Source organism: Sphingobacterium sp. MYb388, from assembly GCF_037479535.1.
GTDB classification, from domain to species: Bacteria; Bacteroidota; Bacteroidia; order Sphingobacteriales; family Sphingobacteriaceae; genus Sphingobacterium; species Sphingobacterium anhuiense.
Genome location: NZ_JBBGYV010000002.1, coordinates 997,698 through 1,011,804, shown reverse-complemented (window position 1 = coordinate 1,011,804; position 14,107 = coordinate 997,698). Strand labels below are relative to the sequence as shown.

11 protein-coding genes are annotated in these 14,107 nt (G+C 35.9%); 1 reads left to right on the top strand and 10 read right to left on the bottom strand.

Going from position 1 to position 14,107, the window contains the following annotated elements:
• Positions 1-55: 55 nt before the first annotated feature.
• The 5 genes from WH188_RS10000 to pheT form a co-directional block, all read right to left on the bottom strand.
• Positions 56-580, bottom strand: a complete 525-nt coding sequence (locus WH188_RS10000; protein WP_031289036.1) for a hypothetical protein — start codon at positions 578-580, stop codon at positions 56-58.
• A 1,129-nt stretch (positions 581-1,709) separates the two neighbouring features.
• Positions 1,710-3,263, bottom strand: a complete 1,554-nt coding sequence (gene rny, locus WH188_RS09995; RefSeq protein WP_132772610.1) for a ribonuclease Y — start codon at positions 3,261-3,263, stop codon at positions 1,710-1,712.
• A 247-nt stretch (positions 3,264-3,510) separates the two neighbouring features.
• A complete protein-coding gene (locus tag WH188_RS09990; protein WP_021191210.1) occupies positions 3,511-3,801 on the bottom strand; it encodes a cell division protein ZapA in 291 nt (96 codons plus the stop codon).
• Between the two features lie 55 nt (positions 3,802-3,856).
• A complete protein-coding gene (locus tag WH188_RS09985; protein WP_021191211.1) occupies positions 3,857-4,165 on the bottom strand; it encodes a hypothetical protein in 309 nt (102 codons plus the stop codon).
• A gap of 36 nt (positions 4,166-4,201) precedes the next feature.
• Positions 4,202-6,598 (bottom strand): phenylalanine--tRNA ligase subunit beta, encoded by a 2,397-nt coding sequence (gene pheT / locus WH188_RS09980; protein ID WP_168127443.1) that lies wholly within the window; start codon positions 6,596-6,598, stop codon positions 4,202-4,204.
• A gap of 410 nt (positions 6,599-7,008) precedes the next feature.
• Between pheT and purL the strand changes: the two genes are divergently transcribed.
• Positions 7,009-10,683, top strand: coding sequence for a phosphoribosylformylglycinamidine synthase (purL, locus tag WH188_RS09975; protein ID WP_168127442.1), 3,675 nt, complete (start codon positions 7,009-7,011; stop codon positions 10,681-10,683).
• 75 nt (positions 10,684-10,758) lie between these two features.
• Here purL and WH188_RS09970 read toward each other — a convergent pair whose 3' ends face one another.
• From WH188_RS09970 to WH188_RS09950, 5 genes are all read right to left on the bottom strand, one after another.
• On the bottom strand, positions 10,759-11,205 hold the full coding sequence (locus WH188_RS09970; RefSeq protein ID WP_132772605.1) for a DoxX family protein: 447 nt from the start codon (positions 11,203-11,205) through the stop codon (positions 10,759-10,761).
• 384 nt (positions 11,206-11,589) lie between these two features.
• Positions 11,590-12,732 carry a glutathionylspermidine synthase family protein gene (locus WH188_RS09965; protein ID WP_132770117.1) on the bottom strand — a complete coding sequence of 381 codons (1,143 nt, stop codon included), beginning with the start codon at positions 12,730-12,732 and terminating at the stop codon, positions 11,590-11,592.
• Positions 12,732-13,106 carry a hypothetical protein gene (locus tag WH188_RS09960; protein WP_132770120.1) on the bottom strand — a complete coding sequence of 125 codons (375 nt, stop codon included), beginning with the start codon at positions 13,104-13,106 and terminating at the stop codon, positions 12,732-12,734. Before WH188_RS09960 ends, WH188_RS09965 begins: the two co-directional genes overlap by 1 nt.
• Positions 13,107-13,108: 2 nt before the next feature.
• On the bottom strand, positions 13,109-13,402 hold the full coding sequence (locus tag WH188_RS09955) for a hypothetical protein (protein ID WP_021191215.1): 294 nt from the start codon (positions 13,400-13,402) through the stop codon (positions 13,109-13,111).
• 141 nt (positions 13,403-13,543) lie between these two features.
• The gene (locus tag WH188_RS09950) at positions 13,544-14,035 is read right to left on the bottom strand and encodes a hypothetical protein (protein WP_021191216.1); all 492 of its coding nucleotides are present in this window, start codon (positions 14,033-14,035) and stop codon (positions 13,544-13,546) included.
• Positions 14,036-14,107: the final 72 nt, after the last annotated feature.

Here is a 14,107-nt window from a genome sequence, read left to right as displayed (position 1 = left end):
GTAAAAAAGCCTTGTTCTTAGTAAAGAACAAGGCTTCCAAATAACTATATAAGTTTTAATATTTTAGCTTAACCTTTCTAAAAACAAAATGCCAAAGCCAAATAGGACCTACGGAAATTAATGTCCAAAATTCACCTAATGAAATAGCTTTATTCTCTTTAGACTTACCCCACCATAATGCAGCTAAAGAAACTGCTGTAATCACTCCAGAAACAAGTAATACACTTGGTCCACCATCCCGCTCAATATATTCGAGTTGCACAATAAAATAACTCATTATGCCTATACATAGTAAAACAGCATAAGATAGTGTTGGAGAAAGCTTTAAATAATAATAGATAAGCACGGCAATAAAAAATGAACCCCAGTTCAGAAAAGTATGCCATCCCAATTTAACCAAAAAATCAAATTGAGGAAATGGAATCATCCAAATCAGTCCCATTAAACCAAAAAAGAATAACGGTAAAAAAATAATTTGAAAAATTCGATTCGTAGGATTCTGAAAATTTGCATTTAAATTCTCAAAATATTGATCAACTGGTCTTTTTACTTCTTGAACGGGCGGTTGCTTTTTCTTCATCTGATCTGCGTTATAGTTGCTATGCAATATGAACTGCAAAAATACTAAAAATAAAAGTTGAAAGTAAGGCGAAATAGCGATTAAAAACAAAAAAAGCCAGTCTCTAAATAAAACTACTCTGTTGAAAACCGAATATAATGCCAATAATACATCTTAATCACTAAATAGGATCAAAAAGAAATCTAAAACACTTATTTTCATTACGGTACAAATATTCAAAAATTACTTAAGAGACAGCTTTTCTTATTAGAGACTAGATAGCAAGGGATGATATTTTCACGCTCAGAAGCAAAAATATCTTAACATATGCTTTATGCAAGGATGTTCTCTATTTAAGTTTAGAGTGACTACAATACATAAAAGACAATGGAACCTTGGACCTTTCGACACGATAAATGTAGAAATCATTTTGCGTAAACGCAGTAAAGCAAAGCACAATGGCTTATTGATTTCTCCCTCCCGCCTACATATATCACAATATGGCGGACTGACTATGCGCCTTTAGTCAATCATGATGCGCAAAGGCAATAAAGCAACGCGCTATGGCCGATTGGTTTATCTCCATAGCCATAGTATCGTGCATTATGGCGATACATTTCGATACTCTGGGTAGTTCATATTGCGACACGGCATATTGAAAATTCGGGATGGCCTTTAAGTATCGCTACGTAACATGCTTTTAAGGTAACCCTATTTAACTATTAAGAATAAACGATTTACAAACAAGTAACGTTGCAATACTATTTAGCCCCCTGTTAAAACCCAAAGTACTCCTCGCAGAAACTCTCTGCACCTACGGAAAGTGTTATTTTTACTCGAATCTTTTCATAATCATCTTTGGGAGCTTATTTTTCAGTCAAGCGAAACGAAAAATCCATGTAACAACTTTGCTTTGCAGTATGGTGAAATAAAATAAACAGAAGGATTTGTGCGCAAACTATACCGCGATAAGATCAATCACATGCTCCTGCTTTCCATGTTACGTAGAATAATGAGCTACTTTGAATATATAACAGTAAAAACATCCTCTTAACAGCTCAAAATATAGCTCAAATCATTAAAAAAAACTAAGGCTGTCTCAAATAAATGAGACAGCCTTAGTTTTAAGCTATATTTTTAAAATCTCGTTTTATTTCGCGTAGGCGACAGAACGGATTTCACGAATAACAGTTACTTTAATTTGACCTGGATAAGTCATCTCAGTCTGAATTCGGTTTGAAATATCAGCGGCTAGAATCTCAGCCTGTGCATCAGATATCTTTTCACTTTCAACAATAACACGTAATTCACGACCGGCTTGTATAGCGAAAGTTTTTTCAACGCCTGGATAAGATAATGCTAGATCTTCTAACTCCTTTAGTCGTTTGATATAACTCTCCACGACTTCACGGCGAGCCCCAGGACGAGCTCCTGAAATAGCATCACAAGCTTGTACAATTGGTGAAATCATTGCCGTCATTTCAACTTCATCATGGTGAGCACCGATAGCATTACAAACATCAGGATGTTCTTTATACTTTTCAGCCAGTTGCATTCCCAAAATAGCATGTGGCAATTCTGGATTATCATCAGGCACTTTACCAATATCATGTAAAAGACCAGCACGTTTTGCATGCTTAACGTTTAACCCCAACTCTGCTGCCATTGTAGCTGCAAAATTTGCAACCTCACGGGAGTGCTGTAACAAGTTCTGTCCATAAGAAGAACGGTAACGCATACGACCGACCATACGGATCAATTCCGGGTGTAAACCGTGAATACCAAGATCAATAGCTGTACGTTCACCTATTTCAACAATTTCGTCTTCTATCTGTGTACGTGTCTTTGCAACTACCTCCTCAATACGCGCAGGGTGGATACGTCCATCTGTCACAAGACGGTGCAAAGCCAAACGAGCGATTTCACGACGAACAGGATCGAATCCCGATAAAATAATTGCTTCAGGGGTATCATCAACAATGATCTCAACACCAGTAGCAGCTTCTAATGCACGAATATTACGTCCCTCACGTCCAATAATACGGCCCTTGATTTCATCATTCTCAATATTGAAAATAGAAACCGTGTTCTCAATAGCAGATTCTGTAGCCGTACGTTGAATGGTCTGGATGACCACTTTTTTAGCTTCTTTTGTTGCTGTCAATTTAGCTTCATCAACGATATCTTTAATTTGGCTAATTGCTTGTGAACGTGCCTCTTCACGCAAAGAGTCGACCAGTTGATTTTTAGCTTCTTCCGCTGTAACTCCAGCAATACCTTCCAGTTGTTTAATCTGCTGTAACTTTAACTGCTCGACTTCCTCAGACTTACTTTCATTTACTTCAACAAGCTTTTCAAGCTGTTTACGGGTTCCATCTAATTCTTGTTTTTCGCGGTTTAAATTCTCAAGCTTCTGATTGACAGATTGTTCCTTCTGGCGTAAGGTATTTTCCTTTTGACTGATTGTATTATTTCGCTGACTGACCTCTTTTTCATGCTCTGATTTTAGCTGTAGAAACTTCTCTTTAGCTTCTAAAAGCTTTTTCTTTTTCAGATGTTCTGCTTCTTGATCTGCCTCTTTTATAATGCTTTTCACCTTTTCTTGAGCTTCTGCTGTTTGTTTACTAAACAAAAGAGCTAAAAGATAACGGCCAATTGCAATACCAACAATCAGAGAAAGTATGATATAAATTGCGATGTCCATGTAATATTAATTGTTTATATGTATTTTATTTATTTATAATTTTCAAAAAAAAACCGCAATTAAATAACGGGTATCTAATATTATTAAACTTCTATATCATATGATTAGGCTATGATCATGGTCCAGATGGCTTACGCAAAATGACCTACATCTTTTTCGCCTGTAATATTGAAGCGTTAAGTTTAAAATAGTGACAACCCGAATTCAACTGCGGCAAATTCGTTTAGTAAAGCGCTATAAAGAACGATTATTTTGTAAAGAAATTAGATAATAGCTGATCCAGTTCATGAACTGATTGCTCTAAACCTTGATCTTGTGTTTGAACTTGTCGCTCAGCTTTCAACATTCCTGTTGCGTACTGAAGGACGCACATTGACAATAAATCCTGTTTATCACGAACAGTATAGCTATCTTGTAACTCTTTTACTTTTTCATTAATCAATTTCGCTGCATGGCGGATTATCTCCTCCTCTGCTGTATCAACACGTAGCGGATACACACGATCAGCGATATTTATTTTGATGGAAATCTCTCCCATTGTTATTTGAGCTTTACGTTGTATTAGTAAGTTATCCTTGTACTACACTCTTCACTTACTTCAACAAACTAATACATTTGTCTATTTCTCGCACAAAATCGTTAATTTTTTGCTTTGTGTCAAGTATTTTCTCATTAATTGCATCCTTATCGGCTTCAGAACTATCAAGAGAACGAGCAACTGCCATTGCTTTCATTTGCTCCTCCATTTGCTTATTCTTATCGCTACTCGTATTGAAAGCGACTTGAAGCGATTGAACCTCTAATTTAAGTAAATCATTTTCTTCTTGCAAGACTTCGCACATTTGAATCAAATTTTTCGTTTTCTCAACGATAATATTCATTTGTGAAGATAATGCTGCCATATACTAAATTTATACAATTAAATGTTATTATTCAAATTAACCACGCACTTCTGCGTTTACTTCTTTCTCAAAGTTAAGAATTAATTTTTGAACTATTGCGTCAATTTGTTTGTCCATTAAAGTTTTTTCCTCATCCTCGATAATAAAACTCAAAGCATATGATTTTTTGCCTGCAGGAATCTTGTCTCCCTTATAAACATCAAATACTTTAACCTCTTTTAAGAGTTTACGTTCGGTTTTATGCGCGATTGTTTCCAATTGTTTGAACGTAACTGCTTCATCGATCAACAACGATAAATCACGTTTTACAGCAGGAAACTTAGATACCTCTTTAAACTTAATAACATTTTTACGGATGATCTTCAGTATTTGATCCCAGTCAAAATCAGCAAAAAACACTTGCCCATCGACGTCAGCTTTGGATAAAGCAACATCAGATACCGCTCCGAAAGTTACTAAAGGTTTTGTACCCTTCATATAACTTAATCCGTAAGCGAAATGATCGGTAGGTGCATCTTCCAACTGAAGTCCTTCAATTTTCAATCTTTTCAAAATAAGATCGACAACCGCTTTCAGATTGTAAAAATTTACCGATTGCTTACTATTGTTCCATTGCTCAACTTCCAACTTTCCACTAATAGCAATAGCCAAGTGCTGTTTCTCTTTATATCCCTCACCATCGATCGAATATGTTTTTCCAATTTCAAAAACCTTCAAATCAGAATTTCTTCTCTTTTGATTATAAGAAACTGCTGTTAAAGCTGAAAACAACATATTTTGTCTCATGGTATCCAAATCAGAACTTAATGGATTACACAAACGAACGGCGGTCGCTTCATCATTTACATAATCCAACTTCGTTAATGAATTCGAAAGAATTTCTCTAAAACCATTTGCAATAAGCAAATCTGCTAGTTGATTTAAAACAACCTCTTTATCAGGTTTTTCTGAAGTATTTAAAGATGACTTTATCTGTGGTTTCAATGCGACGTTATTGTAACCGTAGATACGCAAAACCTCTTCTATCACATCCACCTCACGCGTAACATCAACACGATAAGCAGGAACTAATACATCAATACTATCTGCCGATTCTTTTTCAATACCGATACCTAAGGCAACTATAATTGATTTTATTTCCTCATTAGGTATATCCTGACCGATTAATTTACGGACATTATGGTAATTGACATTAAAAGCAAATGGATTTATAACAGCAGGATAAATATCGGTAATATTAGAAGTGATCTCACCACCAGCGATCTCTTGAATCAGAATAGCCGCCTTTTTTAAGGCATTAACGGTAATATTTGGATCAGTTCCTCTTTCATATCGGAAAGAAGAATCTGTTTTCAGATGATGACGCTTTGCTGTTTTACGTACTGAAACTGCATTAAAATATGCTGACTCTAAAAATATGTTTGTAGTCGATTCTGAAACGCCTGAATTAGCACCACCAAAAACACCAGCGATGCACATTGGCTTCTCAGCATCGGCAATAACAAGATCTTCAGCAGAAAGCTTACGCTCAAAACCATCTAAAGTGACAAAAATCTCATCTTGTTTCGCTTGTCTTACAGTAATTTTATTACCTGCAATCTTATCTTGATCAAAAGCATGAAGTGGCTGACCCAAGTCATGTAATATAAAATTAGTAACATCAACGATGTTATTAATGGGACGAATACCGATAACGTTTAAACGCTCCTTTAACCAATCAGGGGATTCAGTTACTTTAACACCTGAAATATTAATTCCTGAATATCTTGGACTGCCGGAATGATTTTCTACAATTACTTCTGTATTGACACCAGACCCTTCTTTAAATTTAGAAAGATCAATTTGCTTCATTTCAGATCTAAAATATGCGGCAATATCACGAGCGACACCTAAATGTGAAGCTGCATCTGCACGATTCGGAGTCAAACCAATTTCATATCGGTAGTCATCTTCGATCTGATAAAAATCTTTGACAAGTGTACCAACCTCAGCATCTGAAGGAAGTTCTACAATACCTGCATGCGAATTGCCTAAACCAACTTCATCCTCCCCGCAGAGCATTCCTTCAGAAACTTCACCACGGATTTTTGATTTATTGATCTTAAAAGGCTCACCGCTAGTTGGATGAACTGTTGAACCAACTGTCGCAACAATAACTTTTTGACCGACTGCTACATTTGGAGCTCCACAGACAATATTTAACAACTCGGGCTGACCAACATCAACCGTTGTAACTTTCAATTTATCTGCATTCGGATGTTGTTCGCATGATTTTACTTCCCCTATGACCAACCCTTCTAAACCTCCTGGTATACTTTGGACCACATCTAAAACCTCAACCTCTAATCCTACGTTAGTTAGAATCAAAGAAAGCTCTTCTGGTTTTTTATCAATATCGATATGATCTTTAAGCCACTTATATGAAATATTCATTTTAGAATCTTATTTTACGCACAAACTTAGATAAATTTGCTCTGATTCGCAATATAATTACAGTCTTATCCATGCAAATTTATCGTTTTATCCTCTACCCTTGAGAGTTTATTACTACCTATAATATTAAAATTTGTATGTAAATAACCAATTCAGTTTTATAGACTGGCTCAGTTTCTATATTTAAGTAATAAAAAAAGAAAACGTATGGGCAGCTCATTTACAGCATATAAAACTTAAAATCGTAAGTACTTCAAAAATTAAAAAGAAGTTGAGATCAAGCAAAAGATGAACCGCTTAAGAGTAAAAAATATTTTTACGATTATTTAGCACTTTTCATTCCTAATAAGTCAAAGGATTAACGTAAATTTGTATTTTAATTTGAAGAACGTTCAAAACTTACAGTTATAATGATTCATTTCTTTGTGAACCCAAGCGACATCGTTTACGGTGTGCAAACCCTACAAGATTTATCAACCGATGATATCTCTAAACTAAACTGGCTATTTGGAAACGCTACCAAAATCGAAAAAGCAACCTTAAACGATTATTATGTTGGTCCTCGTGCAGCTATGATTACTCCATGGAGTACCAATGCCGTAGAGATAACCCAAAACATGGGTATTCAAGGGATTATTCGAATTGAAGAATTCCATAAGGCACAAGCTGATTTTATCGATTTCGACCCAATGATTTCTCAAAAATATGAGTCATTGACACAAGAAATGTATACCATCAATATTGCTCCTGAATCTATTTTAGAAATTGAGGATATTGATGCTTATAACAAACAAGAAGGTCTTTCTTTAAATCCTGAGGAAGTTCAATATCTTTCGGACTTAGCAACAAAATTAGATCGTAAGTTAACCGACTCAGAAGTATTTGCCTTCTCTCAAGCAAATTCAGAACACTGTCGCCATAAAATATTCAACGGTACTTTTATTATCGATGGCGAAGAACAGCCGACATCGCTTTTCAAATTGATTAAGAAAACATCTGAAACAAATCCCAACGAAATCGTTTCGGCATATAAAGATAACGTAGCTTTTGTTAAAGGCCCACGGATCACCCAATTTGCACCACAATCTGCAGATAAGCCAGATTTTTACGAAGAAAAAGAATTTGACTCTGTACTTTCTGTAAAAGCAGAAACACATAATTTCCCAACTACCGTTGAACCTTTCTCAGGAGCAGCAACTGGTTCAGGAGGTGAAATTCGCGACCGTTTAGCTGGAGGACAAGGATCATTACCTTTAGCAGGAACAGCGATTTATATGACGTCTTACTCCCGCTTAGAAGAAAACCGTCCTTGGGAACAAGCGATGGAAGAACGTCCATGGTTATACCAAACTCCAATGGACATTTTAATCAAAGCTTCCAACGGTGCTTCAGATTTTGGCAATAAATTTGGACAGCCTTTAATAACAGGATCGGTCTTAACATTCGAACATGAAGAAGATGCCCGAAAATTAGGATTTGACAAAGTAATCATGCAGGCTGGTGGTATAGGCTATGGTAAATTGAACCAGGCAAAAAAACATACTCCAAAAATTGGTGATAAGATCGTTATACTGGGTGGTGAAAATTACCGTATCGGTATGGGGGGAGCAGCAGTTTCTTCTGCTGATACAGGAGCTTTCGGTTCCGGTATTGAATTAAATGCAATTCAACGTTCAAATCCAGAAATGCAAAAACGTGCCGCAAATGCAGTTCGTGGAATGGTGGAATCCGATCACAATCCAATTGTATCTATTCATGATCATGGTGCAGGAGGTCACTTAAACTGCCTTTCAGAACTAGTAGAAGAAACAGGCGGCCTAATTGATTTAGATGCACTACCTGTAGGTGATCCTACCCTATCAGCAAAAGAAATTATCGGTAACGAATCTCAGGAAAGAATGGGATTAGTGATCGGTGAAAAAGATATTGACACGTTAAAACGCGTTGCCGATCGCGAACGCTCTCCAATGTACACTGTTGGCGATGTAACAGGAGATCACCGTTTCACTTTCGAATCAAAAACAACCGGTGAAAAACCAATGGATTATGCCTTAGAAGATTTCTTCGGGTCATCTCCCAAAACAATTATGAAGGATACAACTGTCGTTAGAAATTACGCAGATGTAAATTACAGCACTGAAAATATCCCAACTTACCTAAAACAAGTGCTGCAATTAGAAGCAGTAGCCTCTAAAGATTGGTTAACCAATAAAGTTGACCGTTGTGTTGGCGGACGTGTTGCTAAACAACAATGTGTTGGTCCATTACAATTACCATTGAATAACGTGGGAGTAATGGCATTAGATTACAAAGGTAAAGAAGGTGTAGCAACTACAGTAGGTCATTCCCCCGTAGCAGCAATTATAGACCCTGCAGCGGCAAGTCGAACGGCTATTGCCGAATCATTGTCAAACTTAGTATTTGCTCCTATTAAAAATGGTCTTGCAGGTGTATCACTGTCGGCAAACTGGATGTGGGCCTGTAACAACGAGGGTGAAGATGCTCGCCTTTATAAAGCTGTCAAAGCATGTTCAGATTTTGCTTTGGAATTAGGAATCAATATCCCTACAGGAAAAGATTCACTATCGATGAAACAAAAATACCCGAACGGTGACAATGTCATAGCTCCAGGTACTTTGATCGTTTCTGCAGCTGGTAACTGTACGGATATTACAAAGGTTATAGAACCTGTGCTAAATAAAAATGCTGGTTCTATATACTATATCAATCTATCAAAAGATAGTTTCAAATTAGGCGGTTCTTCATTCGCTCAGATCTTAAACAAGATTGGTAAAGAAGTTCCAACCATTCAAGATGGAACATATTTTAAAACGGCTTTTAATACGATTCAAGATTTAATAAAAGCTGGACAAATTGAAGCTGGTCATGACATTGGTTCAGGAGGTTTAATTACGACTTTATTAGAACTGACATTTGCAGATGTAAACTTAGCTGCAAATTATGATTTATCAAGCTTAGGTGAAGCAGATACTGTAAAAGCACTATTCAATGAAAACATTGCTGTTGTTTTACAGGCAAAAGATGACGCTACATTTGAAAGTACTTTCGCCGCTGCTGGTATTGATGCTGTTAAGATTGGAGAAGCAATCTCAGGTGCAGAAGTTTCCTTCAAAAATAATGCTGACACGTTTACTTTCAATGTTGTAGAAACTCGTGATACTTGGTATAAAACGTCTTTCCTATTAGATTCAAAACAATCTAAAAATGGAACTGCTCAAGCTCGTTATGATAATTACAAAAATCAGCCATTGAATTTTGTATTCCCAAATCACTTCACGGGGTTGAAACCTGCAATAGACGAATCAAAACCTAGACCAAAAGCAGCTATCATTCGTGAAAAGGGTTCAAATTCTGAACGCGAAATGGCAAATGCGATGTTCTTAGCGGGATTTGATGTAAAAGATGTCCACATGACTGATTTAATTTCAGGACGTGAAACACTAGAAGACATTCAATTTATTGGTGCTGTTGGGGGATTCTCGAACTCTGATGTTCTAGGTTCTGCAAAAGGTTGGGCTGGTGCATTTTTGTACAATGAAAAAGCTAAAACGGCATTAGAAAATTTCTTTAAACGTCCTGACACCATGTCGGTAGGTATTTGTAACGGCTGTCAATTGTTTATGGAATTAGAATTAATCAACCCAGAACACGGAGTTCATGGTAAATTACTTCATAATACTTCACAGAAACATGAATCTAATTTCTTATCCGTTACCGTTCAAGAAAACAACTCGATCATGTTATCAACGTTAGCTGGTACAACATTAGGGGTATGGATCTCACATGGTGAAGGTAAATTCAATTTACCTGAAGAAGAGTCACAATATAATATTGTTGCTAAGTACGCTTACGATCAGTACCCTGCAAACCCTAATGACTCTGATTATAATACAGCTATGCTTTGTGACAAAACTGGTCGTCACTTGGTAACCATGCCACATATTGAGCGCTCAACATTCCAATGGAATTGGGCAAATTATCCGAAGGATCGTCAAGATGAAGTGACACCTTGGTTAGAAGCATTTGTAAATGCCCGTACTTGGATTGAAAAAAATAAAAAATAGTTTTCTATACGGAAAAAATAAAAAAACCTCTTGCATGAATTGCAGGAGGTTTTTTTTGAATTGATATAATCAATATTAAATCTTTCTCTCATAACCAGGTCTATTCATTAAATTATCTAATGAATATTTACCCGAACCCATAACAAGAAATAAAATAAGCAAAAGTAGAACAACAATGGACAACCATAATTCTCCATTAAGAAAACTAAATCCATGCGTTAAGTTTACAAAAAATACAGCACCAAACAAGATCGGCAAAAGAACTAGACAAGCTAACCTGGTCTGGAAGCCAAAAATAATAAACATCCCACCGACAATCTGGGCAAAAACAATATAATGCACCCCTCCCCAAATATAAAATGTATAGTTAACTTGCTGCACCAAAGAACTAACCCGATCTAGATCACCAACAAAGCTCATTCCTTTGATTAAAATTAAGAATCCTACAGCAATCCGTAGGTAATCTATCCATTGCGGATGATGCGTATCACCCCAATGCTCAATTTTGTGAATAAGGTTCATAATATTATTCCTTTCTTATTGATTTATAGCTACAACAAACCTAAATTAGTTTTGTTTTTATATAATTTTCAACAAAGAATAATAGCTGTTTTTAATAAAAAAAAGTAATTTTAATATATTGCTAATATAAATAGATGTATCCTTATCATAATAAAATAAAACAGCGTATTGCTAATGGAGAATTCATTACATATGAGTATGTACCGAAGTACAAACAAATTGCACCATGCATGTTGCTATACTTTAAAACTGAACCGTACATTCGGCCGATAAGAGAACATCGGTTCCAAGAATATGAACAAATATTCCGGACTTTAAAGCAGGAATTAGAATGTCCAAAAAGTAAATAGTCTATTTGGGATAAAAAGGATCATCAATTTTTGATCAATGCTTAATGATATGCGGAACAAATCGACTCTTATCCGTGGTGATGGGCATAGTCGATTCTCTAAAACTTATACCACACGGTTCCTGTCCAATAATCCAGCTGCCTATGATAGAAAAACCCGATTCTTCTTTATGAAGTGTGGCCAGCTCTTGATAAATATACCCTTCATGTCCATATGCACCAGATGTTGAATAAATGAGCTCCTTATCATAATACATTGCGATATTAGCACCCTCCCTGGATAGAATAGGTTTTTTAATGTAATTCCTAAGTGTTCTCTGCTCTTCAAAATAAGCTGGCAATAAGTTATCATGATGCGGAAACAAATCCCATAATATGGGTAAAATAGCTTTGTTAGACAGTATCATTTTCCATGAAGGCTCTATCCATTGAGTTTTATTGATATCATTGAGAATATGGTGCCCAAACTCCTCATGTACCATCCATTCCCAAGGATACAATTTAAATATAGATTGGATCGAGTCACCCTCTAAATCAATAAATGAATTTCCATTCCAACCAATATCGTCGATGTAGATCAATTGTGTTTGGATGCCAGCTTGTGTGGCCGTATCTCTTAAATATTCTACATTGGTCAGATCCTCCAATGTCTCCTTTGCACAAGTGAAATACAAAATATCACCTTTGAGATAAGGTTTAATATCTTTCCAAGAAGTGATCAATTGCTCATGTACGCTATTAAACTGATCGACTGATTCTGAAAAATAATGGTTTTTCCAATACCACTGGACAATGCCACACTCAAATAAAGAAGTCGGTGTATCCGCATTAAACTCCAGTAACTTTAATTTTCTTTTACTGCTATCATAAGCAAAATCAAAACGACCATAAATTGAAGGAGATTCACTTTCCCACGACTGTTCGATATGAGGTACCATATGATCGGGAATATGAAATAAAGCGTAAAGCTTATTTGCAATCACATGTTCAACTGCTTTTAGACACATATCCCAAACCTCAGCTGTTGCTTGATAAATAGTGTCTGCTTCATTACTAGTGATTTCGTAGTAATAATTATCTATCCAGTAAGGTTCATCATGATCCGAATGATAACCATATCCAATAGCCGTTAATCTAGATTTCCAATTTGGATCAATCGTAAGATGTTTAATTTTCATTATGAACCGACAGAAGAAGAGTGGGAAGAAGCAGCAGTATTGCCAAAACCACCTCGCTTTGCTTGATATGCAGCAGATTTTTTAGCATTAGTACCAGAAACAGAACTGGGATTTAGATTATTGTTCGCATATCCCATTCCTCCCCCAAGATGTCTAAAGGCCATAAACCACAAAAGAGAAGACCCCATACCTCCTCCCGTACGATGCTGATCCTTATAATCATTTGTAACTTCTGTATAAGGAGCAGTAGAATCAGCACGCATAAAAACACGCTGTTTATTTTTATCCTCCGGAGGAGACTGAGCAGTTCCACATGAGGCCAAAACGGAAGTAATTAATACTAATTTAATCGCTGAAGATGTTTTTTTTCTCATAATTACTGTACGGTTACGTAAATAGGAACTTCACTAAGTGTTTGAGCAGAATCCCCAACACTCCAGGTATTCACTTTCTTTGCTGTAATGATCGTATCACTTTGAGAAGCAATTTGCTCTCCATTAAACCAGATATGCTGTTTAGTAATATGCAGGACTGAATCACCCTTCACTTCGGTCACTAAAACCACTTCACGAGCAGACTTTTTATCTAACTGCTCTAATGGCTTATCTTGTTGCGCATTGGAACAACTCATGAAAACCATGACTGGAAGTACGAATAAAATATATTTCATTTCAACGGAATTTAAACAAGAAGAATACTGCTAGCTATTCTGATAGCTTAGAAAATAATAGGGCAATTTACAAAAAACTAAATACAAAACATTAAAAAAACAGTACTTAGCGAACGTTTAAAACGATAGATAATGATTTGATTAAAATTCTTTATCGTATGTACGATTCCAATGTTTATTGCTGTCCAAAGGAGTTGGAATAACACGATACTCAAGGTTTATTCCATTTAATCTTCTTTTTTTGATCCGTTTATTTACTTCGTTAATAAAGGCAATATGGGTAATTCGGTAAGTTCCAAAACTTGTTCCTCTTATATCTTCTCTATCCAACAAATCCTCAACCAATTCAAAATTAAAAAAGCATCCTAAATAATCCTTCCAAAAGAAAATAGGATTGTCAATTTTATCCAAATAACTGTCTTCAGGATAACATAATTCACCATCCTCAACTTCAAAGTGGTCGGATAATACCTTATTTGTATGAGCTACAAATTCTTTCGCAACTTCTTCATCTTCGATTGGAAGAAATGAAATTACATCTTCCTCCTCTAAGCTATCAAACATCAAATGATTATTGAAGCAATGAATCAATTCGGGCAATAATTCCACCACATCATTATACATTTTTCCCATCTTGCAAAGATACAAACATTCTATCATTACATAATTATTTTTAGCTAATGATTCTATTTACATCAAATTGCA